This is a genomic window from Dictyobacter kobayashii, assembly GCF_003967555.1.
Classification (GTDB): domain Bacteria; phylum Chloroflexota; class Ktedonobacteria; order Ktedonobacterales; family Ktedonobacteraceae; genus Dictyobacter; species Dictyobacter kobayashii.
In genome coordinates, this window is record NZ_BIFS01000001.1 from 2,062,168 (window position 1) to 2,088,677 (window position 26,510).

23 protein-coding genes and 1 tRNA gene are annotated in these 26,510 nt (G+C 49.8%); 11 read left to right on the forward strand and 13 right to left on the reverse strand.

Annotation, left to right across the window (positions count from 1 at the left end; all coding sequences use genetic code 11):
• The first annotated feature begins 509 nt into the window (after positions 1-509).
• The 3 genes from EL645_RS09085 to EL645_RS40830 all read left to right on the forward strand — a co-directional run bounded on the left by EL645_RS09085 (position 510) and on the right by EL645_RS40830 (position 2,334).
• Positions 510-953 (forward strand): hypothetical protein, encoded by a 444-nt coding sequence (locus tag EL645_RS09085; protein WP_126549723.1) that lies wholly within the window; start codon positions 510-512, stop codon positions 951-953.
• Between the two features lie 74 nt (positions 954-1,027).
• Entirely contained in the window at positions 1,028-2,161 is a 1,134-nt protein-coding gene (locus tag EL645_RS09090) for a thymidine phosphorylase (protein ID WP_218031796.1), read from the forward strand.
• Complete coding sequence (locus EL645_RS40830; protein WP_246035319.1) at positions 2,158-2,334, forward strand: hypothetical protein; 177 nt, start codon at positions 2,158-2,160, stop codon at positions 2,332-2,334. The genes EL645_RS09090 and EL645_RS40830 overlap by 4 nt, the downstream gene beginning before the upstream one ends.
• A gap of 134 nt (positions 2,335-2,468) precedes the next feature.
• On the opposite strand, the gene EL645_RS09095 is transcribed toward EL645_RS40830, so the two are convergent.
• A tRNA-Glu gene (locus EL645_RS09095) sits at positions 2,469-2,545 on the reverse strand.
• A gap of 521 nt (positions 2,546-3,066) precedes the next feature.
• Here EL645_RS09095 and pepE point away from each other — a divergent pair.
• Positions 3,067-3,813: a dipeptidase PepE gene (gene pepE, locus EL645_RS09100; protein WP_126549724.1), complete on the forward strand. Its 747-nt coding sequence runs from the start codon at positions 3,067-3,069 to the stop codon at positions 3,811-3,813.
• 81 nt (positions 3,814-3,894) lie between these two features.
• Here the strand turns inward: pepE and EL645_RS09105 are convergent, their stop codons facing one another.
• Together EL645_RS09105 and EL645_RS09110 are read right to left on the reverse strand one after the other, a co-directional pair.
• On the reverse strand, positions 3,895-4,836 hold the full coding sequence (locus tag EL645_RS09105; RefSeq protein WP_218031797.1) for a ZIP family metal transporter: 942 nt from the start codon (positions 4,834-4,836) through the stop codon (positions 3,895-3,897).
• A 277-nt stretch (positions 4,837-5,113) separates the two neighbouring features.
• Positions 5,114-7,798, reverse strand: a complete 2,685-nt coding sequence (locus EL645_RS09110; RefSeq protein ID WP_126549725.1) for a M1 family metallopeptidase — start codon at positions 7,796-7,798, stop codon at positions 5,114-5,116.
• A 517-nt stretch (positions 7,799-8,315) separates the two neighbouring features.
• On the opposite strand from EL645_RS09110, the gene EL645_RS09115 reads away from it, so the two are divergent.
• On the forward strand, positions 8,316-10,013 hold the full coding sequence (locus EL645_RS09115) for an ABC1 kinase family protein (RefSeq protein WP_161977248.1): 1,698 nt from the start codon (positions 8,316-8,318) through the stop codon (positions 10,011-10,013).
• Positions 10,014-10,073: 60 nt separating this feature from the next.
• Here the strand turns inward: EL645_RS09115 and EL645_RS09120 are convergent, their stop codons facing one another.
• Together EL645_RS09120 and EL645_RS09125 are read right to left on the reverse strand one after the other, a co-directional pair.
• The gene (locus EL645_RS09120) at positions 10,074-10,874 is read right to left on the reverse strand and encodes an MBL fold metallo-hydrolase (RefSeq protein ID WP_126549727.1); all 801 of its coding nucleotides are present in this window, start codon (positions 10,872-10,874) and stop codon (positions 10,074-10,076) included.
• Between the two features lie 76 nt (positions 10,875-10,950).
• Positions 10,951-11,715: an NUDIX hydrolase gene (locus EL645_RS09125; protein WP_126549728.1), complete on the reverse strand. Its 765-nt coding sequence runs from the start codon at positions 11,713-11,715 to the stop codon at positions 10,951-10,953.
• Positions 11,716-12,498: 783 nt separating this feature from the next.
• Here EL645_RS09125 and aroE point away from each other — a divergent pair.
• On the forward strand, positions 12,499-13,380 hold the full coding sequence (aroE, locus tag EL645_RS09130; protein ID WP_218031798.1) for a shikimate dehydrogenase: 882 nt from the start codon (positions 12,499-12,501) through the stop codon (positions 13,378-13,380).
• Between the two features lie 228 nt (positions 13,381-13,608).
• Positions 13,609-13,998, forward strand: coding sequence for an ACT domain-containing protein (locus EL645_RS09135; protein ID WP_126549729.1), 390 nt, complete (start codon positions 13,609-13,611; stop codon positions 13,996-13,998).
• A gap of 232 nt (positions 13,999-14,230) precedes the next feature.
• Here the strand turns inward: EL645_RS09135 and EL645_RS09140 are convergent, their stop codons facing one another.
• A complete protein-coding gene (locus EL645_RS09140) occupies positions 14,231-16,633 on the reverse strand; it encodes an ArnT family glycosyltransferase (RefSeq protein WP_161977249.1) in 2,403 nt (800 codons plus the stop codon).
• A gap of 191 nt (positions 16,634-16,824) precedes the next feature.
• Here EL645_RS09140 and EL645_RS09145 point away from each other — a divergent pair, with 191 nt between their 5' ends.
• Positions 16,825-17,742 carry a fumarylacetoacetate hydrolase family protein gene (locus tag EL645_RS09145; RefSeq protein WP_218031799.1) on the forward strand — a complete coding sequence of 306 codons (918 nt, stop codon included), beginning with the start codon at positions 16,825-16,827 and terminating at the stop codon, positions 17,740-17,742.
• Positions 17,743-17,935: 193 nt separating this feature from the next.
• Here the strand turns inward: EL645_RS09145 and EL645_RS09150 are convergent, their stop codons facing one another.
• The 6 genes from EL645_RS09150 to EL645_RS39185 form a co-directional block, all read right to left on the reverse strand.
• The gene (locus EL645_RS09150) at positions 17,936-18,892 is read right to left on the reverse strand and encodes a VOC family protein (RefSeq protein ID WP_161977250.1); all 957 of its coding nucleotides are present in this window, start codon (positions 18,890-18,892) and stop codon (positions 17,936-17,938) included.
• Positions 18,893-19,084: 192 nt separating this feature from the next.
• A complete protein-coding gene (locus tag EL645_RS09155; protein ID WP_126549732.1) occupies positions 19,085-19,831 on the reverse strand; it encodes a hypothetical protein in 747 nt (248 codons plus the stop codon).
• Positions 19,832-21,097: 1,266 nt separating this feature from the next.
• Positions 21,098-21,445 carry a cell division topological specificity factor MinE gene (gene minE / locus EL645_RS09160; RefSeq protein ID WP_126549733.1) on the reverse strand — a complete coding sequence of 116 codons (348 nt, stop codon included), beginning with the start codon at positions 21,443-21,445 and terminating at the stop codon, positions 21,098-21,100.
• 12 nt (positions 21,446-21,457) lie between these two features.
• Positions 21,458-22,294, reverse strand: a complete 837-nt coding sequence (gene minD / locus EL645_RS09165; protein ID WP_126549734.1) for a septum site-determining protein MinD — start codon at positions 22,292-22,294, stop codon at positions 21,458-21,460.
• Between the two features lie 124 nt (positions 22,295-22,418).
• Positions 22,419-23,171, reverse strand: a complete 753-nt coding sequence (minC, locus tag EL645_RS09170; protein WP_161977251.1) for a septum site-determining protein MinC — start codon at positions 23,169-23,171, stop codon at positions 22,419-22,421.
• Between the two features lie 390 nt (positions 23,172-23,561).
• Entirely contained in the window at positions 23,562-23,714 is a 153-nt protein-coding gene (locus EL645_RS39185) for a hypothetical protein (protein WP_161977252.1), read from the reverse strand.
• Positions 23,715-24,019: 305 nt separating this feature from the next.
• Here EL645_RS39185 and EL645_RS39190 point away from each other — a divergent pair, with 305 nt between their 5' ends.
• From EL645_RS39190 to EL645_RS09180, 3 genes are read left to right on the forward strand one after another with little or no spacing between them, the layout of a single operon-like run.
• The gene (locus EL645_RS39190; RefSeq protein ID WP_161977253.1) at positions 24,020-24,157 is read left to right on the forward strand and encodes a hypothetical protein; all 138 of its coding nucleotides are present in this window, start codon (positions 24,020-24,022) and stop codon (positions 24,155-24,157) included.
• 8 nt (positions 24,158-24,165) lie between these two features.
• Positions 24,166-25,080, forward strand: coding sequence for a phosphotransferase enzyme family protein (locus EL645_RS09175; RefSeq protein ID WP_126549736.1), 915 nt, complete (start codon positions 24,166-24,168; stop codon positions 25,078-25,080).
• Between the two features lie 56 nt (positions 25,081-25,136).
• Complete coding sequence (locus tag EL645_RS09180) at positions 25,137-25,955, forward strand: aldose epimerase family protein (protein WP_126549737.1); 819 nt, start codon at positions 25,137-25,139, stop codon at positions 25,953-25,955.
• 59 nt (positions 25,956-26,014) lie between these two features.
• On the opposite strand, the gene EL645_RS09185 is transcribed toward EL645_RS09180, so the two are convergent.
• The gene (locus EL645_RS09185) at positions 26,015-26,266 is read right to left on the reverse strand and encodes a hypothetical protein (protein ID WP_126549738.1); all 252 of its coding nucleotides are present in this window, start codon (positions 26,264-26,266) and stop codon (positions 26,015-26,017) included.
• Positions 26,267-26,510 lie beyond the last annotated feature (244 nt).

The window sequence follows — 26,510 nt, forward strand, 5'->3', positions numbered from 1 at the left end:
TTGTGTCCTTTGAACACAAGAGACCACCCCCTATGTGATATACTACAGCCAAAAGATCCTTTGCACGATGATACAGTCTGGCATAATTGGATATTGATGCCACTTATCACGTCTTATGTCTTATGTATTATAGAAAACACAAGCAAACACTTTTTTTGAAATGCCTGAAAGCAGACTGGAGAGCAACTTATGCGCTGTCCTCATTGTGGTGGATTAAATCCAGATAATACGAGCTACTGCATTCGCTGTGGGCGCAATATTGCTCCACAGCAACAAAACGTTCCACAGCCAACCCAACGTTCCGTCTATCCTCCTAAACCGGTGACGCCGCCCCAACAACAACGGCCGGTCTACCCTCCTCCAGGTCAATCTCGTCCGATGCAGCAACCCGAGCGACCAACAGTGACGCCACAGCCACCACGGCCCCTGGTTCCTTCGGTCTATCAGCCAACGTCAGACAGGACCCACAGCCACCGCGGCCCGCGCCACAAGTGGCACCTGCACGTTCAATGCCCAGACCACAAAAGCCGGCACAAGAAGGTTGGCCCATTGAAAAACCCGTTCAGTCGGCTCCCGAGCCACCTACTCCTTTCCCACCCCATACAGTTGCTCACCTCAATCAATTGGAAGTGGGGGCACTGGATTATACGGTGGTGAGCGAGGATACCAATTATCGCTCGAAGAAACTAGTGCAAATCCTCTATCGACGCTGCGCACCCTGGCAACAGGTGGCCACCTTGTTAAAAGCTTTTAAGGATAATGACGATAAGAAATTTGACACAATTGTCATACAAGGTGTGTATAATCAAGAGCGCACTATCTACGAGTATACCAATGGACAGCTCATCTTTGATCGCAATGTACGCCTGGGCAGTCAAACCCTGAAACGCTATCAAATTGAGACCGACAATGGCTATGCCATGGATGCGGTGCGCATCGTAGTATCTGAATAGTCGCATACCCAATCAACGAGTCGTAGCCTCGGCTGGTTGCTTTGCGGCTCGTTGAAATTGTGGAATGACACTATATGCAAACAGTTGAACTTATTACTAAGAAGAGGGATGGGGGGAAGTTCAGTTCAGAGGAGATTAGCTGGCTGATTGAAAACTATACTCACGGCAACATCCCCGACTATCAAATGGCTGCTCTGCTGATGGCTATTTATTTACGTGGGATGGATGAGCGTGAGACCAGTGATCTGACACTGGCTATGGCCCGTTCGGGTGAGCAATTACGCGTCAATACCCAGATTTCGCCTGTGGTAGATAAACATAGTACGGGTGGCGTGGGCGATAAAGTTACCCTGGCCGTGGCTCCTCTGGTGGCAGCCTGCGGGGTAGCGGTCGGCAAGATGACGGGTCGCGGATTGGGTCATACCGGCGGTACCGTGGATAAACTAGAGTCGGTCGATGGCTTCCATGTAGAATTGTCGCGTGAAGACTTCATGAGAATCCTGCATGACCATCAAATTGTGCTGGCTGGCCAGTCTGCGGAGCTGGCTCCCGCCGATGGCAAGCTCTACGCCTTGCGGGATGTGACCGGCACCATTGAGAGTATTCCGCTGATTGCTTCCAGTATCATGAGCAAGAAACTGGCGGTAGGTGCCTCACACTTACTGCTGGATGTCAAATTTGGCTCGGGCGCCTTTATGAAGACTATCGAGCAAGCACGTCAGCTGGCGCAGGCCATGGTTGATATCGGCCGTGCAGCTGGACTACATACGGTGGCCGCCATCACATCGATGGAACAACCTCTTGGGCGCGCTATCGGCAATGCCATTGAACTGGCTGAAGCCATTGATATCCTGCGCGGAAATGGGCCTGCCGATGTATCTGAGCTCTGCTACCACGAGGCAGCGGAACTGCTACTGATGACCGGGAAAGCTGCTAACCAGGCAGAAGCCGATCAGATGGTAGCCCAGGCCATCCAATCAGGAGCGGCCGTCAAAAAGCTGACCGAGGTCATTGCCGCCCAGGGAGGCAATCCTCAACAGATTGAACGCCCCGAGCTCTTGCCACACGCTCCCATACGCGTGATGCTGACAGCCCCACAGACAGGCTATATTGCCGCCATCAACGCTGAAGGACTTGGCCTGGCCAGTATGAGCCTGGCGCAGGCCGCTTCAAAAAAGGTGAGCCTGTTGATCATCGTACCGGCTTGATCCTGCAGGCAAAAGTTGGTGACCACCTGACTGCGGGAGAGCCTCTGATCGAGATTCACGCCCGTAATGAACAGGAAGCCCTTGCTATCCAGGACTCCTTGCTCGCCAGCTATCAATGGAGCGAGACGGCCGTTCAAGCCCAACCCTTGATCTGTGATGTCATCCATCCATAAATAAGTCTGACTAAAAAAAGCCACTGTTACCTGGTTATGGCGTAACAGTGGCTTTTTTCGCTATTTTTTTGCCCATAATATACCAAATAATATACAAAAAATGGAGCCGTTATAACACGACTCCATTTTTGGATTGGTAGCGCATACGGGATTCGAACCCGTGATCTCCGCCTTGAGAGGGCGATGTCCTAAACCGCTAGACGAATGCGCCTTATACTTTGTCATAGGGCTTGTCATTCTCATAGAATGCTTGCTCTCCCTACGGCTCACGTATTATGCCATGACCACCTCGCCTTTGTCAAGCCCCAAAAAAGCTGGGGCAGGGCTTTTTGATGTTCGTCCAGAGATCACTAACAAGCGCGACGAGGCCCATTCTTTCAGGTGTGGAGTGTGTTTAGTGGGCGCCACAGCCTCCTCCCACCGGCAAACATGGAGATGACGAGCCAGCGCTACGAGGTCCATTCTTTCAGGTGTGGAGTGTGTTTAGTGGGCGCCACAGCCTCCTCCCACCGGCAAACATGGAGATGACGAGCCAGCGCTACGAGGTCCATTCTTTCAGGTGTGGAGTGAGGAGTGTGTTTGGTGGGCGGCCGCAGCCGCCCACCAAACACACTCCTCACTCCACACCCGGCGCCGCAGGCGCCACAGAGAAACATTACAAAGCCCTGAAGCTGGGGATCGACAGATCATTTACAATGTTTGCAGAGTAAGTGACCATGAAAGAGAGGCAAAATGGAAGATAATCTTTTATTGCTTAGCAATTCAAAAACACATAATATGGGATACCTCGCACATGCCAGAGAGGCATTGCTCGATTTTCTGGACGGGCATCGCACCATCTATTTCGCGCCCTACGCGGCGGCTAAAACCGCATATGATAGCTATACGGCCACCATTCAGGAGGCCTTTAAAGCCAATGACTTCGATGTTAAAGTTATTGGTCTCCACACGGTCGACCAGCCAGCCATGACCTTACGCGAGGCCGAGGTGCTATTTGTGGGTGGTGGCAATAGCTTTCGCTTATTGAAGACGTTACAGCAATTGGATGTGCTCAATGTTGTCCGGGAGCGTGTAACGGGCGGCGAGTTGCGTTATATGGGCTCCAGCGCGGGCACCAATATGTCCTGCCCCACGCTGCGCACCACTAACGACATGCCAATCGTACAACCCACCTCTTTCGCCTCCTTCGGACTCATCCCATTCCAGATCAATCCCCACTATCAAGATCCGGTGGTTGGTTCGACACATATGGGAGAGACGCGAGAAGATAGGATTCTGGAATTCTTAGAGGAGAATGATGTGCCTGTCGTGGGATTGCGTGAGGGCTCCTGGCTGCGCAAGCGTGGCGCACACCTGACACTGGACGGGCTGACAGCTGCCCGCATCTTCAGGCGCCACACAGAGCCCCAGGAGTACCAGCCTGGCTCGGATCTATCCTGGCTCTTGACTCTACATGCCACCTTTGATCAAAACCGCTAGCACAAGCGCGACAAAACAAAAAGATCCTCGACCTGTATGGTCAGAGGATTCTTTTTGTTTGTGCTGCTGAAATTTTATTATTTATGCGCCTGCGTAGGTAACAATCAGATCTGTCAGGTAGCCCAGAAAGAAGCCGAGCAGCAGACCCCACATTACGATCTCAGGGGCACGTACCTTCTTGGCTACGCCAAATAGTTCGGCAACCACGTAGATAATCGCTCCGGCGGCCAGGGCCAGGCAAAAGATGAAAATCTCGGTGGAATGGAAAACAATGCCAACGATTGTACCCAGGAAGGTCGGGCCACCGCCAATCAGACCAATTAACGCGATAAACTTCCAGGATACACGCTGGCCGGTCAGGGGGCCAGCAATTCCAAAGCCTTCGGTCATATTGTGCAGGCCAAAACCAATAATCAGGATGGTCGCCAATTGCAGTGCACCTGCCGCGGCCGATTGTCCAATGGCCAGGCCTTCGGAGAAGTTATGAAAACCAATTCCAATCGCGATAATCAATGCCAGGGTTTTTGGAGCTAAATCTTTCGATGGAGCAGGAGCCGCCACACTTGTGACAGGCGCCGCCACAGCCACATTTGATCTATTATCACTGCTCGCCTTATGCTCAGCCTCTAACTCATTGGCACCGACACTGGCCAGCGCGATCTGAGAGGTAGGTACAGGCGTTGAGCTGGTTTCTGCCTGCTTCTTCGTCCATTTCAAACGTCCAATCACGTATTTATTGAAATAGACCAATCCCATTAGCCCGATCACCAGGCCAGCCAGCATCAGCACCACATCGGAGGTACCACCGGTATTATGTGAACGCACCTGGTCGATCAGATTATTAATCGGCTCACTGGCTTTCCCAACCACATCATAAAGCAAAAATATAAGTACACCTGTTGCCACCATGCTGAGGAAAGCTTTCAGCGTCTGGGGGGCACGCTTGAAAAACGCCAGTGGCAAACCCAGATAGATAGTTAGACCGGCAAAAGCACCAAGCAAAATAATAGTTCCGGTAGGCACAAGTGATTCCTTTCATCCATCTAAGAAGATGGATATCAATGAGTTAGTCGCAGCTAATACCTAGCTACCCAGTCGGATATTAGCACAACCTAATGCCCAAAATCAAGAGGGGTCATCTTTAAATCTGCAATCGTAACATTTTTTACTGGCTGCCCCTATAAAGTAAACCAGAGAACCTGAACTTACTGAACGTGGTTTAAGCAAGAGACCCGGTAGTTGTCCTGCAAAGCAACTACCGGGTCTCTTCATCATATCAGCACTTTTTCTCGGGCAGCTTTTATTTCAGCCTGGCTTCGATGGCTGATAGCTGCTCACGCAACTTGCGGTTCTCTTCGCGCACTTCGTCCAGATCGCTGCGCAGCTGCTTGAGCTGGGCATCATCTTTACCTTCGGTGCTGAGGGTCTGGGCAGCGACCAGGTAGTTGCGTTGAGCACCAGAGTCCAGTTCGGTTTCGGCCGTGTTCTTCAAGACGGAGATGGCACGTTTGTCGCCGAACGCTGCCAGAGCCATTGAGGCCAGCGAGCGGGCCGGCGCCCATGTGTCATGCTCAAGAGTATGGAGCAGGGCCGTGACGGCGCGCTGACGTGCCTCCTCGCTGTACAGGGTGCGTTGCTGTCCAACCGCCAGCAGACCAGCCACGGCGGCGCGACGCAGGGTGGGATGATTGTGGTCGTTGCCGGCATACTCTGTCATGATTTCGACGACGCGGTCTTCGCCAGTATGACCAAGGCCTCTGAAGATACCACGCTGCACAAAGTGTGTCCAGCTTGGACGATCGAGCAGATTGGTCAGAAAATCAGCCACGCCTTCAGTACGGGTGCGACCCAGCGCCTCGGCGGCATTGGCTTCGACCAGATAGCTGATATCCCCGTTACTCAGAATGGCGCGCAAGGCTTCAGCGGAACGCTGGGCCAGCTCGGCCTGCTGCGGTGCCTGGTACTTGCCCAGGGCAGTCACAACCGCCGCACGCACCTTTGAGGATTTCGTGGGGTCCAGTTGCTCAAGCGACTTGATTAAGGCCGCCTGCGCCTTTTCATTCCCCAGGCTTGCCAGGGACTTGGCAGCCGTGGCACGTACACCCCAGAAAGGATCATTATTAAGCGTGGAGATTAGAGCTTCCAGGCTGCTATCGTCCTTCTGCCTGGCCAGTTCCTGCGCCGCCTCGATACGCCCCAGGATATCCGGGTCGTGTGCCAGCTGGTAGCGTAGCATATTTGCAGAGCGCTCAAATTTCAGGGTTTTAAGCAACCAGCCTTCTGGATCGATACGCACCAACAATGGCTCTCGCTCTAACGGCAGGTAGAAACTCTGCTCTGTCTGCCCATCTTCACCAAGCTGTACCTGCATCGTAACGGTCTGTGTCTGTGTGCTCTTCTCTCCCTTACTGGCCTCTTTATTAGAAACAGGCAAGGTAAAAGCAATATCCAGTGGCATATAGAAGCAAGCGGTTAACTCGTCGACTTTCTGGGTCTGCTTGACCTTTACCTTCGCCAGTTTACGCTCAGCATCCCAGCTGTAGCTCACTTCTAATTCTGGATGGCCACCACCATGCACCCACTGCTGGAAGAAGCGCTCCAGGCTATGACCCGTTACTTCTTCAAGGGTGCGCAATAGATCAGCAGTTACCACCGATTTGCCACGATACTTTTCCAGATACGCTTTCATGCCACGGCGGAAGCCCTGCTCGCCCAACTGGTGGCGCAGCATATGCAGTACCCAGGCTCCCTTGTTATACAGGTGGCGATCAAACAACTCAAAGCCGCGATCATGATAGACATAATAAACAATGGGACGACGATAATGGCTATCTTCTTCCAGGTAACCGAGCTTTTCATACAGCATTCCGTATTTAAACTCATCATTACCATTGTCGTGTTGTTCCCACAGCTTTTCAAAGTAGGTGGCAAAGCCTTCTTTGAGCCAGCCATTGGCCAGATCACGGCAGGTAAGCAGGTCACCAAACCACTGGTGCGCCAGTTCATGCGCGACCACCGGAACCAGGTCCATATCTAACGCAGCACGCTTGTCGGTCAATAAAGAAAAACTATGCGTGGTGGTCGTGGTATGTTCCATGGCGCCGGTATAGATCTCTACCACCGTCTGGGCATATTTATCATAAGGATACTCAACGCCAGTGTACTCGCTATAGAAGCGCATCATCTGCGGGGTCTTGCCCATCAACAGAGTCGCATCGTCTTTACGATCTTTGCGTACATAGTAATTGACCGGTTTGCCATTATAGCTATCTTCGATTACCGCAAAATCGCCAACCACTAACGAGATAAGATAGGCTCCATGGGGAACGTCGTGCCGCCAGTGGTGCGTTTTGGTAGCACCATTGTCCTTGACGTCCAGCAGGTTGCCATTGGAGATAGTTATAAACTCAGCCGGTACGGTGGCAATGATCTCAGAGGTCGCCTGATCGTCCATACTGTCATGACAGGGGAACCAGTGGCTGTTATAGCGCGGCTCTCCAAAGGTCCAGGCATGCACAGGACGAGTGGGGTCCTCGGGCACCGGCTTCATAAAGTGCAGGCCGATACGTGGCTTCGCGTGATAGGTTACCGCGACGGTGAATTGTTCACCATGCTTATAGGGCCGATCCAGGATCACCAGCAGCTTGCGATTGGTCGTAGAATATTCTAACCGGGTCCCATTCTCAAGCGCAACTTTTTCGATTTGCAGTTCCTCAGCATCCAACGAAACGGTGCTCACCTCTTCAAACAGCGTTCGGAAGGTCGTATAGGCAGTACCACTGATAGTCTCCTGATCAAAATCCAGGGTGATATCCAGCTTCACATGCTGCACATCCGCAGGCCGATCAGGGGCAAAATGCAGTTGATCACCAGGGAACTCAAATGAACGTGATTTTGGAGATGGTAAGGAGCTATGCTCATTAAACACGAGAAGGCCATAGCCGTTCCCCAGTTCAATGGCTTCCCCACGATTACAAGTAAACAAAATGTCACTCCTACTCTAGTATGGAAGTGCCAGGCATCTGTATAGCCTCGAACACCGCAACCATTACCTCTACATAATATTATGATTAACATCTTTAATCAAACTCAATCGTAACATTTCAGCGCTCTTTAATGTTCGTTCAGAGATCACGAGCCAGCGATACGATGGACATTCTTTCAGCATGAGTCATCCCGAAGTTTTCGAACTGGCGTTCGACCTTCCTCAATCTGCCTGAGAAGCGGGGTTGCAAGGGCGGCCAGCCCCTTGCCGGGGTTCGAGGGGTGTCCCCTCGTTTCTCTTCTTCTCCCGCGCGCCGCAGGCGGCGCGCAAAAAGGAACATAAAAAACCCTGGTAACATTTTGCCGGGTACAAATTGTATGTACCTGGCAAAATGCTCTACCCTAAACGATGGCTCAAGCGTAATGATTACAAAGTCTAGAAATTAAGGCCGTAAACAAGCATGGTTTTCTTCCATGACGGCTGCTATCATATGACAAAAGGTAAGAGAGGCGCCTTGATGCAGAGAAAAGCACCCCATATCAATAGATTTTCGCAGCTCATCCGCTCATTTAGAGTGGTTCGACTGCTATTATGGACCCTCTGGGTTATTTACCGTGAACGGCGCCGTGTAGTCCGGGCGCGCGCACGCGGCAACTATGAAGTACAACCAAATACAGACGTTCTGATTGATGTACTAATTGCTTTTCGTCAAACAGCCATTAAGCTTGGCGTCTTGATGATCAAGCTAGGACAATTTATGAGCACGCGCGCGGACCTGTTGCCGGAGCGTGCCCTGGCGGTACTTACCTCTCTACAGGATGAGGTTCCGCCAGAATCCTTCGATCACGTGGTCAGTGTCATTGAGTCGGAATACAAAAAGCCTGTAGATGAACTCTTTAGTAAGATTGAAAAGAACTGTACGGCTGCGGCCTCCCTGGGTCAGGTACATAAGGCAGTACTGTCTAAGACAGGTGAGACGGTAGCGGTAAAGGTGCAACGTCCCAATATTGATCAACTGGTGACAATGGACTTAAATAGTCTGCGCTTTGTCATCTGGGTGATCACCAAATTTGTCGATACCAGTTTTATCGACTTGCAGGGTTTCTATCGTGAGTTCCGGCGCACCGTCTATGAAGAGATCGATTTTGTGACCGAAGCAGCGAACGCCAAACGTTTCAAAGAGATGTTTAAGGATGATCACACGGTCTATATCCCCAATATCTACGAGGACTATATCACCCGTCGTGTCCTTGTTATTGAATGGATCGATGGCATCAAATTAAACGATTATGCGGCCCTGGATGCGGCCAAAATCAATCGCCTGGAGGTTGCAAAACGCACCGTAAATGCCTATTTCTACCAGTTTTTTGAGACGGGCTTCTTTCATGCTGATCCACACCCCGGCAACATCTTTGTGAAAGCGGACTCCTCACCTGATGAGCCGGTGGTAGCATTCCTGGATTTCGGCATGGTCGGCACAATTACTAAAGTGATGAAGCGTTCGTTACGCGATATCTTTTTCGGCTTCATTACACGCGACGCCCACTTAATGGTCGGGGCCCTGGCACGCCTGGGCTTTATCGGCGACGGAGCTAATCAGGTAGCGATTGAGAAAGCGATCGCGCTGATCCTGGAACAATATCATGGCGTAACCCTGGGTCAGATGCGTGAACTGGAAATGGATGATATTACCCAGGATATTGTCAACCTGCTCTATGGTCAGCCATTCCGCATTCCGGCGCAGTTCGCGTTCACCGGGCGTGCGGTGGGCACCTTGCTAGGTGTCTCTACAGGTCTGGCTCCCAACTTCAACTTCATTGAGGTCGCCACCCCCTATGCACGCTCCTTTATGGGACTGGATGCAAACTCGGCTCGTGAAACCATCCAGGAGGTGTTGACGCAACTATTGGAGAATGGCAAGGTCCTGCTCAGCTTGCCGCGCTCGGTCGAAAGCCTGATTACACGCATAGATTCAGGGCAAATGGAGGTCAAACTGGCTAATCTTCCTCAGACCAGAGGCAGGCGGGGTCGAAATGGCAATGGAGGTGGCGTAGCGGTAGCAGCAGCCAGTGGTGGGCGGGTCTCACTCTTATTGATGTTTCTAGCCTCTATGGGGGGCGGCGTCTATCTGACGAACATTCACCTGGAAGGTCCTGGCTGGTTCTGCCTTGGCCTGGCCGGCCTGGCCGCGCTAGGTACACTCTTTAAGCGCTAAGATATTACAGAGTGCGGTGTAAGCCAGCAAATTGGCTTACACCGCACTCTGTATATGGGGTTAATGAGCAAGCTGCCAGATGGTATCGTTGAGACGCCGCACTTTGTGTTCACTCTCCAGCTTGAGCAGATGGGCCTTCACCGACTGCGAGGCCATCTGGTGCAGTTTCTCATCCACATCCCGGTAAATATCCTTGACCAACAGTATGATATCGGCCCCCTCTGGATGCTGCTTGAGCACGTTGAGGACCTGCTGCTCACGCTGAAGGCGATGGGTAATATATTCAGCCAGGCGCTGCTGTGGATCGGTGATAATGGGCCCGTGGGCTGGTACCATCTCCTGGATGTCCATACCCTGGAGACGCTGCAGGGATTGTAGATACGCCTGCATATCTCCTTCCGGTGGAATAATAACTACAGTACCACTTCCAGCCACTAGATCACCAGCAAACAGGATGCGTTGCTTTTCAAGTAGAAAGCAGAGATGATCAAAGCGGTGCCCAGGCGTATGGATGGCGCGCAGACAATCATCGCCAGCAGGGATCAGGACTCCGTCTGGCAATTCTTCATCGGCACAGGGAACTCCTTTGCGGCTATAAGCATAGATATAAATGCCTAGCATCTTACGCAGAGCTTCAGCCCCCTCGAAATGATCGGCATGTCCATGGGTAATCAGGATACGCCGAATACATCCTCTGGGCTCGCCAGCACAAATGATAGCCTCTAGATGTTTAAGGTTATCACTGGCGGGATCAATCACGGTGGCTCCCTCAACACCGGTACCAACGATTATGGTATTGGTTCCAGCTCCTGTCATCATGGATGCATTGGGTGCCAGGATCGTTGTATATGCTTCACTCATGATGTTCCGTCCTCGCTCTCTGAGCTATGCGGTGATTTTTATAATGGATGATCAGTGCTGCTAAATTTTCCCTGGACTACTCTGGCATAATAATCTGTGTCTGGCCATCTTTTTCAACCATCACAGGTCGTTGTGTCTTTACATAGTGTTGATCGGCCGCCACCAGGGCTGCCTGTACCGTGGGGAAAACCTCCAACTCACGCAATTGATAAATAGTAGGAAAAGCCAGATTAAAGGTCCCTGCTTCATAGCGCTTCAGAGCTTCCCCGGGTGCAACCCATATGCCATCACTCGTTTCTAATTGATCATAGATCGCTTCTTGCGCGCCAGGAGCCTTGGCCAGGAAAAAGTGGGTGTCATAGCGCCTGGGCGAAGCTTCTGGCGTGATCCAGTGCGAAAAATAGTGTAGTTGCTCGGTAGCTAGTACCAGCTGTTCGTTGGTTAATAGCTCTTTCATTGAGCCCTGTTGCTGATGAAGTAAATGACGATAAGAGGCGAAACGCGCTAATGTTTGTCCATCAACCGCCAGCATCTTCTGGTCCGTTGTATAGGCCAGCAGCACATTCGCCTCTTCAAATAACTCGCGCAAGGCGGCTACCCGCAAACCGTTTCCCAGCCTGGTACGCCCTTCAGGGTCGGCCGCAGTCTCAGCAACAGATAAACACAATTGCAGTTCAACTTCAATAGCGCGATCTTCTTCCATCACGACGCCACCAGGAAAAACATAGACATCGGGCATAAAAGCACTCCTGGTGGAACGCCTGACCATAAATACTTCCGGGCCACGCTGTGTATCTCGAAGCAGCATCACCGCCGCAGATGGTCGAGGTTGTACAGGCATCTTTGGATCTCCAATCTCTTCCACAAATTTCCTATTATAATGAACAATCAATTCTCATGGAGATAGTTAAACAGCGGAAAAACTTCTCTCCTACTCACGATACAATCACAAGCGACAAAAAACAAGCAATCCATCTCAACAACCTCTACAAAAATGGGTTATATTTATGTATATTATGGGAAAGGAGATGATTTGTATACTCACAACCTTTATTGAATATGATTGATTCCCCATGCGTTTTCACACCTTCGATGCTCAACTGTTTTTTATGGTGAGTTGCAGCAAATGTACTCCGCACATTTGCTGCAACTCACCATAAAAAACAATTCGGGCGCGCCAGCGCACGTACGCATGGGAATCAATCACATTCTAAAATAAGGCATCAACAGTTAGGCTCTCCGTCCTTTGGAGGAAAGCGGGGTGCAGGGGCGGCAGCCCCTGACGGAGCGCGAGGTGCCCTCGCAACCCTCCCTCTCCATCATTCCGGGGGAAGGACGGAGAGTCAATAGTTATTCCTGGGGAATAAAAATATACGCATCTGTTGTTATTTCACCTATAATATATTGTATAAATACGTATAAATATGTGTATACTTTTGTATAAAATTATTCCCATAAAATCGTTTCTTCGTATGTTGCAAAGAAACGATTTCTGATATAATTGGTAGGGAAAGCGGCGGCAAGTTCTTGATCGTTTGCAAGATAGGTGTTGGTTTAAGGTAACCATCGTAGGCGTGGCCAACTCTCATAATAATGTGGGTATAACATAGGAAATGGTGCAGGGATGTCTATTGAGAAGCAGATGTTAAAGCAAACAACAAAGCAATTACATGTCGGGTTAATCGGAGATCCCGTGGCGCATTCTTTCTCGCCACGCTTTCAACAGCCCGCCTTTGATGCGCTTGGTATTCCTGCGCGCTATGAGCTCTGGCATACGCCTGCCAGCCAGCTTGTTGAGCGCATCCGCTCGCTCTGTGAACCTGACTGCCTGGGGGCAAATGTGACCATCCCGCATAAACAGGCTGTGCTCCCTCTGATCGATAAAATCGATCCTCTGGCGGCTCGGATTGGTGCTATTAATACCATTGTGCACCGAGACGATTATCTCTATGGCTATAATACAGATGCGCAGGGCCTGTTACATGCCTTGCATGAGCATGGTCTGGGTGAAATGCACAATCAGCGTGTCTCGCTACGCGGTCATACTGCGATCTTGCTCGGGGCCGGGGGTGCAGCTCGGGCGGCCGCCTTCGCCCTGGTAGACGCGGGCATCGAACAACTGATTATTTTAAACCGCCACCTCGAACGTGCCCGTCATTTAGCCGCTGATTTATTACACTACTATGACCGGCCCATTTTTAGTTTAAATGATCCCTCTTTCTTAATTCCACGTACTTCGTCGATCATTATTAATGCAACCTCGCTCGGCTTACATGAAGATATCAGTCCATTACCGGTGGAAACGCTTGAACAGTTCGATCCCGACACCTTTATTTATGATATGATCTATAATCCATCCCAGACATATCTACTCTGTCAGGCCCGCTTGATGGGCTTTAATACAGCCAATGGGCTCTCTATGCTCTTATACCAGGGAGCTCTTGCCTTTACCTTATGGACCAACCAGCCAGCACCAATCGAAATTATGCGTAGCTCGTTGATGTAGAATACCTGGACGGGTTTTGTATCATTTAGCAAAACAAATGTGTTAAAATGAGTATACAAGAAGTGTCCCCGCTAACTTTTGTTCACATACTTTGTAGCCGTGTTGGATTTTACCGATGGCGTCTACGAGTGTTGCATACAGTGTCGTCCGCAACCATTCCACACGAGCAGAAATGCTTCTTGTTCATCCAATAGTTGTACACAAGCACTATAGGAGAAAGGAAGACCTGTGCAACCTTTGACACTGTTTACACTGCCAGGCAGCTATGCCTTCTGTCGCCTGCATCCCGATGGTCATATCCCCCATTGGGCGCTTTTAGGCGATGATTTTGTTTCTCTGACTCGTACGCGCGATGAACTTTCAGTCGTCTGCTTACAAAGCAACGTACCAGCGGAAGCCCAGGCTGAACGTGGCTGGCGCTGCATCAAAGTTGAAGGCCCCTTCGATTTTTCTGTCTCGGGTGTCCATGCCTCGCTGGCCCTCCCTCTGGCGGAAGCCAATATCAGCGTTATGGCCATTGCAACCTATGAAACTGATCATCTCTTGCTCAAGGAACAAGATCTAGAGCCTGCTATTGCGGTACTCACAAAAGCAGGACACACATTTCGGACAGAATAATATAATCCAACTATCTACGCTGGCTTAGTGGCATATCCGGTTGCGTTACGCTATCAGCCATCCTTACTGATTTCTTCGCGTATGAGCAAGCTTTCGCGCCGCCGGCTCTAAGGTTCTAAAAATTATTTATGTATGCTGTGTAGCAACAACTTTGCAAGACAAAGTTGTTGCTACACAGCATACATAAAAAACTCGGACACATCAGTACCGGTGGGCAAGGAAGCAATATTTGTTAATCATCTACAGATTGATATTGCACGGTTCCATTATTGGAGACATTGAGCTGGTATATTTTGCGGCCTGGAAAAGCTTTGTGTAATTGAGCGTACAGGGCAGGATCACTGGCAAAAGCGTAAACTACATTACTATGTAAGTCCGGATCATTCAGAGGAAATAAGACAACTTCGTAGAAATTATAATCTCCAGTGACCACGATGGCGTTATGTAGTTGAGGGTGATAAATAGCATTTAGATCCAGCTTGTAGTACGAAGGTAGTCCTGTATAATTTTGATAGATAACGGTCTGTCGAGGTAGATAATATACGAGATTACAGGCCAGTAGACCCGCCAGCAACAGTCCGGTAGTCAGACTCCATGGCTCTGGAACGGACAATCGCTGCCGCATGTTAGCCTTTCGCAGGTAAGAATATATTCGTGTGCTGGTCTGGACTCCCACGGTCCCGAGAATTATGATACCCCGTGCGGTCAGGCCCAATAAAAAGGGCAAGGTCTCAAACAGGTAACGCGGTCCCAGATAGATGCCATGATAGAAATAGCCAACATAGGCCCCGGTCATGATCACCAGGCACAGCAATAATATCCAATCTACCAGCCGCGCCCGACCAGTAATAAAGGGCAGAGCCACAAAGGCCAGGGTTAGATAAAAAGGCCAACCATAAAGATCAATCGCCAGGCTGGTTAAAAGTTCATCCAGATTAACCAGGCCAGATGCCAGTGTATGCTGACCATAAAAGCCAATCCCAGAGCCAAATCCCCATTTATCTGGAGCGTAAAACAGGCTGCGTGGCGAGAGCAGGGCGTTGTGGGTAAGAAACAGGTTATAGCCCAGGCTGAGTGCGACAAAGCAGAGGGCCAATCCAGAGGCAATCAGGATCGGTTTGAGCCAGAACCGCCAGCGCAACCTGATCTGTGACCACTTAAGCACGATACAACCAGAGACGACCAGGCCAATCCACAAAATGCCGACCAGGTCACGGGTGAGGGCCCCCAGGCCAAAACAGATAATTGATAGGTAGAGATACCAGCGCGCACGGTCCTGCATAAAACGTAACAGGGCCCACCAGCCCCAGACCAGATAAAAGAGGGCAATAGCATGGCTCAAATAGCTGGCGGCCAGGTAACTATAGAAAGGTGAGAGCGTCCCCAGGATGATAGCCAGGGTTGCGACCTGCCGATTATAAAAATGGGCCAGAATAAGTCCACAGCCAAGCAGCATCAAGGTGCCACAGAGCGGCTCAATGACCCAGGGCAGGCCAAGCCACATACCCGGCACTAATGTCAGCGCCGTCCCCGGTGGATATTGCGCGAACCATTTGCCAGCGAATTGCAATACAAAGGGACCAGGAAAAAGCTGCGGCATTGGTGGTAGTGGGGTCGCCAGTTGACCATGGGCATATATTTTAGCGGCAAAGAAATAGGCGTTGGCATCATAGATATGTGGTAGCCCATGATATTGCACCTTCGCAATCCAGAGCACAAAACAGAAAGAAGCAGCTAAACAAAACAATGCAATAGGATGGATCTGCGCCGTCAAAGCCTTCCAGCCGCGACCTACCATACTAATGATCCAGGCTGATTGCACGACACGCCTTGGCCCGGCCTCATCCTTTTTGCGTCTCCTGATTGCTTCCCAGCAGCGTCTCAGCAGACTATGCCAGAGGAATGTGTTCAGCACGTCGCCCAGTAAGACCACTCCCAGTATGGCCAGAGACCATAAAAGTGTCCGCGCTAAAAAGCTGACTACCATGGCGGCAAATGGCAATGGATCTTGCGGAAAAAAAGCGTGGGCAGCTACAGTTGTAGCGCCAAAATCTCGGGGGGTGCGCGTAATCTGGATATAGCGGTCATTGCGATTTACTGTAATATGGACGCTCGATTGATCAGCCATGATCACACTTAAGGTACGCGGCGTTTCTGGTCGCTGCAATTGTAAATGCACCTCAAGGGCCGTGGTTGCGGGCAAGGCGATAGGCGTATTGGGAACAGGGCGGGAGGTAGTATTCGTCACCTGCTGAGATTTTACTATCTGTAGATCACGCCAGGCACTGGTGCCATCAAGATCACGCATCCAGGACTGAAAGAGGTAATAAGGAGAAGTAGCCAGGTTCTCAAAATAGGCTTGATCAAGGGTCAAATTATTGGTGCTATCAGTGCCATCCATTTGATATTCATGGACAACTGGATTGGCATTGGCTAACAAGAGGAAACGGGGCTCACCAATGTGGCCAGCATCCAATCTGGTACCATCCACATCAACCACTAAAGTCTGCTTATTTATCTTCAATGTTACAGGTACAGTTACCTGATAACAGGCTCGATCCAACAGCAAAAGTAGCAGTACCAGCAGAATTAGCCCGCTTAACTTCCACCACTTATACTTATAAAACCTTTGCATATAAAATATTCCTAACGAACAATTTCTATAATAATAATGCATCTATTTCAGCAAAAAACGACATCGCACGCGCAATATAATGTGAGCATTATTATAAGTGCGTCTGGCTGGGCTTGTCAAAATACTTTTTAGGCGAGCAGATATTGTAAAATGAACATACACAATACTTTCAATAAAGGAGAGATATTTACGTGAAACTGGTCAGCTTTTCCAACCAGGTAGATGCCACGATCCGACCAGGACTGGTCCAGCAAGAGGCCGTCCTGGATATAACTAAAGCTAGCGCGCTACTTCGACTCACAGTGCCTGACTCTATCCAGGGCATCATTGAACAGTATGCAACCGTTAAAGAGAGCTTGCAAGCAATTGCGCAGGCCGCCGAGCAAGGAAAACTGGGTGAGGCTAGCTACCCGTTAAATGATGTGACCCTGGCCGCACCAATTCCTCGTCCCAGGAAAAACGTTATGTGCCTGGCAGTAAACTACACCGAACATGCCAGAGAGACTGCGGCCTTGCGCGATCATGGTGGCGAGCCACCTACGCAGCCAGTTATGTTTACCAAAGCACCAACAACCGTCAACAGCCCTTATGGAGAAATTGTGATCGATCCAGCAGTTTCGACAAAAATTGACTGGGAAGTTGAATTGGGGGTGATTATGGGTAAGGCAGGCAAAAATATTCATGAGGAAGATGCCATGCAGTACGTCTTTGGCTATACAGTTCTCAACGATGTTACTGCCCGTGACCTGCAATCGCGCCATAAGCAATTTTTCAAAGGCAAAAGCCTTGATGGCTCCTGTCCCATGGGACCCTGGATCATCACAGCCGATGAAATCAATGATCCCCATAACCTTAGCCTGCGCCTACTGGTCAATGGGGAGATTAAGCAGGATGGTAATACCAGGCAGATGATCTTCTCTATTCCCGACATGATTGCTACGCTCTCATTGGGTATGACTCTGGAACCCGGTGATATTATCGCTACCGGAACTCCCAGTGGCGTCGGTTTCTCACGCGTCCCTCCTGAGTTCTTGCAGCCCGGAGACGTGATGGAATCAGAAATTGAAGGGATTGGCACGCTGCGCAATCCTATTGTTGCCAGCGCATAAGAATGTGTCTACTCCCATCATCATGGGAAGCGTACCGCTCTTGTGTGGAGAGTGTTTGATGGGCGGCCGCAGCCGCCCATCAAACACTCTCCACACACCCAACCCAACCCCAAAAGCGCCAAAGAGGAGCATGAAAAAGCCCTACCCATACCTTTTTCCTTGAAACAGGATTTATAGATTATAAGATTACTGGTTAGACCTGTGCTTCTTCACGAATCCAGCTGGGTAAGGAACCCCAGAGGTTGAGGGCCATTGCCCGCGTATGCCAGAGACGAGGTGGGGCAGTAACATCGCGATCATAATATTGTTGGATGCCCGCCGACAACTCGATGTGCAGACCATCGCTATCAGCGAAGCGCACAAAGAGGTCGCCACTGGTTCCATGGCGCCCTGGACCCCACAACAAAGGGATCTGGTGCTGGCTTAACTGATCCGCCCAGCGCAGTAGTTCACCGCCATCAGAAATAGTGAAGCCGATGTGATCGATGCCAGGTTTCCCCTGAATTAACATCAGTGTATGATGATTCTGGTTGCAGCGTAACCAGGCCCGCTCCCGTAGCAACCAGTCAGAAATATCAAAGCCCAATGCTTCAGTATAAAACTCGACCATGGCTTCCAGATGCGAGGTATATAGAGCAATATGCTGCAACGCCTGAGGATGCCATACAGAAGAGCGACCATTAAATGAAGACAAAAAGTCATCAACCCTGGCAGCAATCTCAATACGATTGCCATCTGGATCGTTAAACCAGAGGGTATCTCCTAGCTCGGCATCGCCATCACGTGGTTCCAGATTCAAATCGACGCCGGCCATCTTAAGGCGAGCAGCCAGAGCAGCCAGTTCAGCATCGCTATCAACTTCGAAGGAGAGATGATGGAGAGGCGTTCTCTGTACAGGACGGCGACCATTGGTGGCCGTGGGACGATTATCATTGAACAATCCCAGGCTATGGGGCTCTTCGCCTAATCCTAAAAATATATTTGTCTCATTTAATTCAATATCATCATCTGTGGCACTCTCAGATGTTGAGCGCACATCCAGCCCAAGGACTTGATGGTAGAAGCGTGCCTGCGCTGACACGTCTGTTGTCCAGATACCAACATGCGCCAGGCGCTTTACCTTAACCTTTTGTACCTGCTGGTTGCTCATTGGAGCCTCCTCACATAACCTATCTGCTGATACTCGCACAAATCTGCCTGTTATCATACTTCTCTCGTGCCTACAGGTCAATAAATTACCCGAAGGTCATGCATAAGAAGCCCTCACCAATCCAGCAGGCGTAGCTCATCATTCCAGTTCTTCATCTCACAGGAGGTTTGCTGCCCTTAACTATTCATTCAGCTATTCAGGTGAAGAGGTATTGTTGCTTCGCTTTTTCGCATCCATATCTTTACTAACCGATACGGTGGATTGAGGCTTTATCTCAAGAAAATGTTTGATATTGGTGGATGATAGATCAATTGTCTCCAGTACACGTACCAGTGGAGTGGCAGGAACTGGCATGGGCGTATCTGGAAAACTGAACAGGACAGGTACCTGTGTTTGAGGAATAGCCGCACTACTGTTCAATGCTGAATCGGGAGGTGAAACCGGGATGCCAGCCAGGGATGAATGGGTAGGTGGCATAAATTGCCGGGCAGCCTGAGGTGTGTCCTGTTTATGTCCGGTACGTATATAATCGATAATAGCGGTTGTCAACACACACAAGCTCGCGAATAAAACAAAGGTAAACCAGTGATTAAGCAGCATAGCCCAATCATAGATGGCGGTTATCACAAAGGCAATTACAATACAGCAAAATACAAAGCCACCCTGCACTAGCCGGTTAAACGTAAGATAGCGGGAAACCAGGTATAAAGCCTGGATACGCAATAGGCCCAGCGTATCGATCCAGTTAATACCGGTCATAATTAATAAACGGCGCTGTTGGGCAGCCCTGTCAGTATGAACGCAATACCGAGCGGAGCCGGGCCATATGGCCTTACTAGCACCTCGATGCAGTTGATAGAGCCTCTTACGTTTACGCTTCCCTGGCTCTTGAAAACCCCTACTCACCACCTTATACCTCGATAAAAATGACTGAAGCATAGCGACAATTCCTTTCGCAGACCTGTGTCCCCTCTTGACCTGACCCATCTTCACCAACTGATGAAAACGATACAACGGTATCAGGGATACTCCCTTTCTGCCAGATTTATCACTACACAAACATAGAAAGTTCTGCCGGACAACCTGGAAATAACAATTGCCAGGCGCCTTATGATTATTTCTATCAGATTGGTAGTTATGCGCGCCCTTCTACTATACATCGTGTATAGACGTATGAGGCTCACTCTGTTGCAACTATGGTATTAACGTCCTATCGCGTCACTGAAGTGCCGGCATACACCGGCAGTCTCCAGTACCAGGTGCGAAACGTATAAGCTCGACATGCGACCTGCCCGGGAATAATACATGCTGTACTGCTATACATAGAAACTTTTTGTTGTGATAACACCACGACCCAACCACCACATCACATCCCAACCTCCAGCGCGCTAGCTTCCACTTATCGTTGAGCCCAACCACCACACAACAGCAACCGTCAACGATAGGATCTACGATCCAAAGCTATCCACCAGGAAAGTCGGTTATCTGACAACGTAAGGTTCGATTGCATGCATATACAACAAGCTGGCAATTTCACAGAACCACGCAGGCAGGAAGATTGCGACGCAGCAACAATCCAGCCCAGGAGCCCCATGAAATCCTTATCTCATGTACGGCTGCAACATCTCTATCCCGGCACTTCACTAACGCGCCAGTCCCTCAATATTTAATATCCATGTATACGTGCGCTGTCGCGCCCGAAATTGTTTACTTGTTTGGTGCAGAATATGTGCACCAAACAAGTAAACAATTATTTTATCTAATAAAAATGATCGTATACAAAAAATCATTTCCAGTATTCTGCTATATTAGCATCTTTATTCATAAGCTCTTTTTGCACCTGGACAGCCATCAAATTTATTTTTATTATTGGGTGTAGGAAGGGTGCGGAGCACCCTTCCTACACCCAATAATAAAAATAAATCGGGCGCGGATGCGCACGCACACAAGCAAGCAAAAGAACAAGTTTATAGCTATGCCTCTTATTATACGCCATAAAATGCACAAAAGAAGTTAAAAAGCCATAAAGAACAAGTTGAGAATTAAAAATTCAGCAACCAGATCCTTAACCTTTTATAGATTCATTGCGGCATGAACACATATGAAAAGTATAATATGTAGATATTAGAGAGGATATATAGTGAGAAAGCGTGGAGCATCCTGATAAAAAGGGTGCCCCCGCGTAGGAGTCAGCCAATGAACTATTTATTGTTGTTCACTATCTGAAGTATCCACATGCACAGTGCCATGGATGACATTTGAGTTAGGAGTGTGGGAGGGAGGATCCCACTCAAATGTGATCTTTTCACGCTTGATTGGCATATTAGCCAGCAGTTTTTCCGCCCCACCTTCATGCGCCAGATTAACCAGCATCTGCTCCTCATCAATAGCCAGGCGTCGAGAGACAACTGAGAGAATCTCCTCACGGATAATCTCTAGTAGCTCAGGATTAAGCTTCAGGCGATCGTGTGCCAGTACAACTTTTAAGCGTTCCTTGGCAACTTCCCCAGGCGTCGGCTTTTTCTTGCCAACCATAAATTCAAAAACACCCATTGTTTGCCCCTCTTAAGAAGACTGAGAGCGCACAGGCTTCTCATCCAATGCAGGACCAAATCCCATTAAACGCCGTAATCGTTCCAACAAGGAGGGTGATTCTACCAGGTCTTCAAGCGGCACTTCTTCACCCAGGATACGCTGGGCGGAATGAATAAATGCACGACCGGCACGAGTACGCTTATCGTAGACAGCTGGCTCACCTTTATTGGTTGCGACGATAATGGCTTCGTCCTCTGGAACAACACCCAACAAATCAATACCCAGAACTTCTAATACATCAGCGACATCCATCATGTCACCACGCTTGACCATTTCGGGCCGTAAGCGATTAAGGATCAGGCGTGGCTCTGGCTTCCCGGCTGCTTCTACCAGACCAATAATACGGTCGGCGTCACGCACGGAGGCCATTTCAGGGTTGGCGACAATGATGATCTCATCTGCTCCGACGATTGAGTTGCGGAAACCTTGCTCAATACCAGCCGGTGAATCAATTATCACAAATTCAAATTCCTGGCGCAATTGCTGGCAAAGCTGCTCCATCTGCACACTGTTGACGGCGTTTTTATCGCGTGTCTGCGCAGCAGGCAATAAATAGAGCTCTGGCTGACGCTTATCCTTGATTAAAGCTTGACGTAAGCGGCACTGCCCCTCAACCACATCCACCAGATCATAAACAATGCGGTTCTCTAAACCAAGAACGGCATCTAAATTGCGCAATCCAATATCACCATCTACAACAACAACCTTTTTCCCTTGCATCGCCAATGCGGTCCCTAAATTCGCCGTTGTTGTTGTTTTACCCACCCCACCTTTACCCGACGTAATAGTGATTACCCGGCTATCCATGCTATACTCCCTCTGAAGAACTTTTCAGGCTGCTGTACTGGCCCATACAGTCTTTTAGTATATCACGAACTTTTGATTGAAGTAGATATGCATCATCTAACTTCACGAATACAGCATATGCGCACTATTTGCGAGGTGGCCGCCCACTTACCCAGGTCTCGACGACGATCTGGCCTTGACGAATAGTGGCGACTTCAGGACGAGGCTGTGCTTCAAAGCCTTCAGGAGGACGGGAGAGTAAATGAGCGATACGCAATTGGACGGGCGATAATTGTAAAGAACAGACAATTGCATTCTCATTATCGGGATAGCCTGCATGTACCATGCCACGCAATACGCCCCAGACAATAATATCTCCACCTGCCACGATTTCAGCCCCCGGATTGACATCCCCCAGCACAACTACGTTGCTGCTATGATGAATGGCCTGCCCGGAACGTACGGTGCGCCGTAAGAACAGGGTATCGGCCGATTCACGCACATCTTTCGACGCAGACCCGCCTTCTTTAGGGGTTGGAGACGGTGTTGGTCCGATCTCTTTTGTCATTGATCCGATCTCTTTGGTTACTAATCCCTCGATAGATGTATCGGGAATAGCCAGGGAGATCGTTTTGGGAGCACGGCTCTTATCGGCCACTGTTTCTACCGCAGATACAGACATATGATAGTGTGCTAGCAGATCTTCTAGTTGCAAACGTTCATTGCTGCGCAGTGAGCGGTGCGTTGTATCTACTGTGAGAGAGGCTCCCCGAAAAAAAGAAGGTGACTCCGCTAATCGATCAGCTAGTGCAGTGATTAGATCATTAAAGGGGGTCGCTGGCTCTAGAGTTAAGAGTAGGCCATTGCGAGTCCCTTTAATTGCTATATGTCCTGTCACAGACTGGATCTCCTCCTTGTGCAACCTGTCTGTATCTACATATGACCGTGCCGTCGGCGCCTCTTTACCCGAATTATCTCCCATACATTTGAGTCCCCATATGCTTCCGGAAACTGGACGAATATACTGATACAGTAGTAGTGATGAATATTGTACATATGTGTACATACATAAGTACCCTGTTATCATACAGTATAAACACCTGACTTTCAAAACACAATAGGTCCTATTTAATCGCGCAACGCCGCCTGCGGCGGCATTGCGCGATTAAAGGGAAAGAACGGGGGCACAGCCCCCGGACCCCCAGTCAAGGGGCTCGCCGCCCCTTGCATCCCCGCTTTGCGGCCTCCATAGGACGAGACCGGGAAATCGGCGTCCCAGGTCCCCAAGCTAGGGGCTCGCCGCCCCTTGCATCCCCGCTTTGCGGCCTCCATAGGACGAGACCGGGAAATCGGCGTCCCAGGTCCCCAAGCTAGGGGCTCGCCGCCCCTTGCATCCCCGCTTTGCGGCCCGGTATCCCAGCGCCTGGGTACCTCGTGGCATGACCCCTTCCTCCGGAAGGGGTCCAAACACGGACATGCTTTTGGGAACCGCCCGAGGATACAGGGCTTTTTTCACGTTTGTCCAGAGATCACGAACAAGCGAGAAGATGTCCATTCTTTCCTGTGTGGAGGGTGTGTGATGGGCGGCCGCAGCCGCCCATCACACACCCTCCACACCCCCAACCCGGCGCCACAGGCGCCAAAGAGGAACATCAAAAAGGCCCTGTGGAGGATGAGGGAGACTTGCAGTTGGGATGAGATGTGCGTACAATGCCTGCGTAGCAACCTTTGCGATATGCATGTTTTTTGACAGGAAAGGAGGGTCAACTGGAAGAGCTTCTTTTTGGTCCCCGTGCTGAATTGGAGCTGGTTGCTGAGCTCCTTGAGCATTATGCGGTTGGTACAACCTTTGCGGTCCACGATCTGGGGGGACTTATAATTTAAATGCGTTATTGGATACCGAGTCAGGACAGTATGTGCTGCGGGTCCATCGTCCCTGGGTGACGATGCGGCGTCTTTCGTTTGAACATCAGACGAAGCGTTTGCTGGCTGAGGCTGGTTTTCCTGTGGCTCTCCCTGTGCCTTCATTGAGTGGTGCCGATATTTTATCTCATCAGCAACGTTTAATTGAGCTTGAACCTTTTATTCCCAATGATATACCTCTTAAACGCTGGGAACATTTTCCTGCCATGTTTACATTGCTCGGCGATGTGCATGCGTTTCTGGCGCAACATCTGCTACCATCTTCTATTGTGCCACCCGCCGCCGATAATTATGCGACTCCCATCCAGTTGATGGAGTGGGTTGAAAGAACAATGTCTCTCATCGAAAATTCACAGACGGATTATAAAATAGGAGATGTGCAACAGGCCAGCGATATTTGTCATGTGGTGTTGCAAATGCTCTCTCAACAGTTACCCTGGTGGTACGATGAGGGGCAATATTTACCTCGTCGCCCAACACATGGTGATTATCGTATAGGTAATGTACTCTTCCGTGAGGGACAGGTAGTTGGCTTGCTAGATTTTGATTTTCTAGATATGCGTGAGCGTATATTTGATCTGGCATATGCCATCTACTGGCACTTCTGGCAGCAGGAGGATGCGCGTTATCCAGAACTGGCCCCCTGGCCACGGGTTCGCACGCTATTAAATGCCTATAATCAGGCAACCGATCAGCCTTTGTTGCGTGAGGAGATCCGGGCATTGCCGTTGGAGTTGATTCGGGTTCCATTATATTGGATCGCCGAAGCAGGTTTTTTACCTGATCCTGTGCATGCGGTTTTGCAGCAGACCGATGCGATTGCTTATGCCTTGCGGCTCTTTCAACAACGGGATGCATTGGCCAGGGCTTTTGCACTTTCATAAGCAGGTTGAACATAATAAACGTAGAGCTACTAGTACATATTGGAGTAGACAATACGATGACATTTACGCAATTTCCGATGCAGCGCGAAATCGTGCTCACCGCTGGAGATACAACGGTGGGAGTGATGCCAGAGATTAGTCTGGTATCACATTTCCAGGTGAAAAATTGGCCGGTACTCTACCGGGCCCGTGAGACTGGGAATATTAAACGCTGGGGCATGCCTTTGATGATCCCTAATTTTTCGCGCCTGAAACAGGGGATCTTTCAAGATAAAGGTACGACCCTGCCGATCCATGGCTTTGGACGCAATCTGCCCTGGGATGTGATCCAGCAAGATGCCTCTAGCGTTACGATTCAACTTACCAGCAATGAACATACACGCCCACAATATCCCTATGAATTTGTGTTTACAGCCAATATTGTGGCTGGCGAAGGTACATTGACTTATACCCTGACAATGGAGAATCATAGCGATGAAGTCATGCCGATCGCCCCTGGCTTTCATCCCTACTTTACGGTTGCTCAAAAGGATAAAGCAGATATTACTGTCGAAGGATTACCAGATATTGATCCTCGTACCATTCAGTGGGCAACCCAGCCACCTGACCAGCCCAATCCTTTTCCACACAGTGTGACGGTACATATGCCGCAGGAAGGCGTATTAACCATCGCCGAGCAACCAGTGGATGGTCATTATTCACTATCCACCATGCAGGTCTGGTCCGAGCCATCAACCGCTCCAGATCATGCTTTTGTCTGTTTTGAGCCTGTGGTAACCAGCGAAGATGGCCTCAATCGTCCCGCGGATCGCCTTAATATTGCTCCCAATAGCGCCCAACAGATTATCCTCAAATTGTCTGCCCAACCTTACTAATGGCCAGAAAGCCAGCCACTTTAGATAGAGTGGCTGGCTTTCCGACTAAAAAGCGTATCCTAGCGTACCTTCTGCAATGTCCAACGCTTTTTATAGCGAATATAGGTCTGAGCCGGTCTTTCAGCACTCTCTAGCACACATTCCTGCCACTCAGCCTCTATCCCCTGTGAACGCAATGTTCTAATCGCTACATTAATCAAAGCTGTATCTTGACGGATATCCACGCCGCTTAATTGCTCTTCGCTTAGCATTCCCTCATGCTCAAAGTCTTGTGCTTGCTGTTTACCACGTAATATATAGTGAATAGGCATTTTTTTCTCCCATGATTCCCATCGATCAACCTATCGCTTAATACAAAAAAGTCCTTTGATAATTCAGAATGTATCTTCCCCTCATGGTCTCCGCGCTCTTCACACCTGGGTTTGAGCACCTTTGGTGCTCAAGAAGTATTCTTGTGTGGTGCAAAAGTGCGCGGCGCGCACTTTTGCACCACACAAGAAAAAAAGCTCGGGCGCGCCAGCGCACGTCCGCATAAGGGCGGCGCGCTTCCCATGA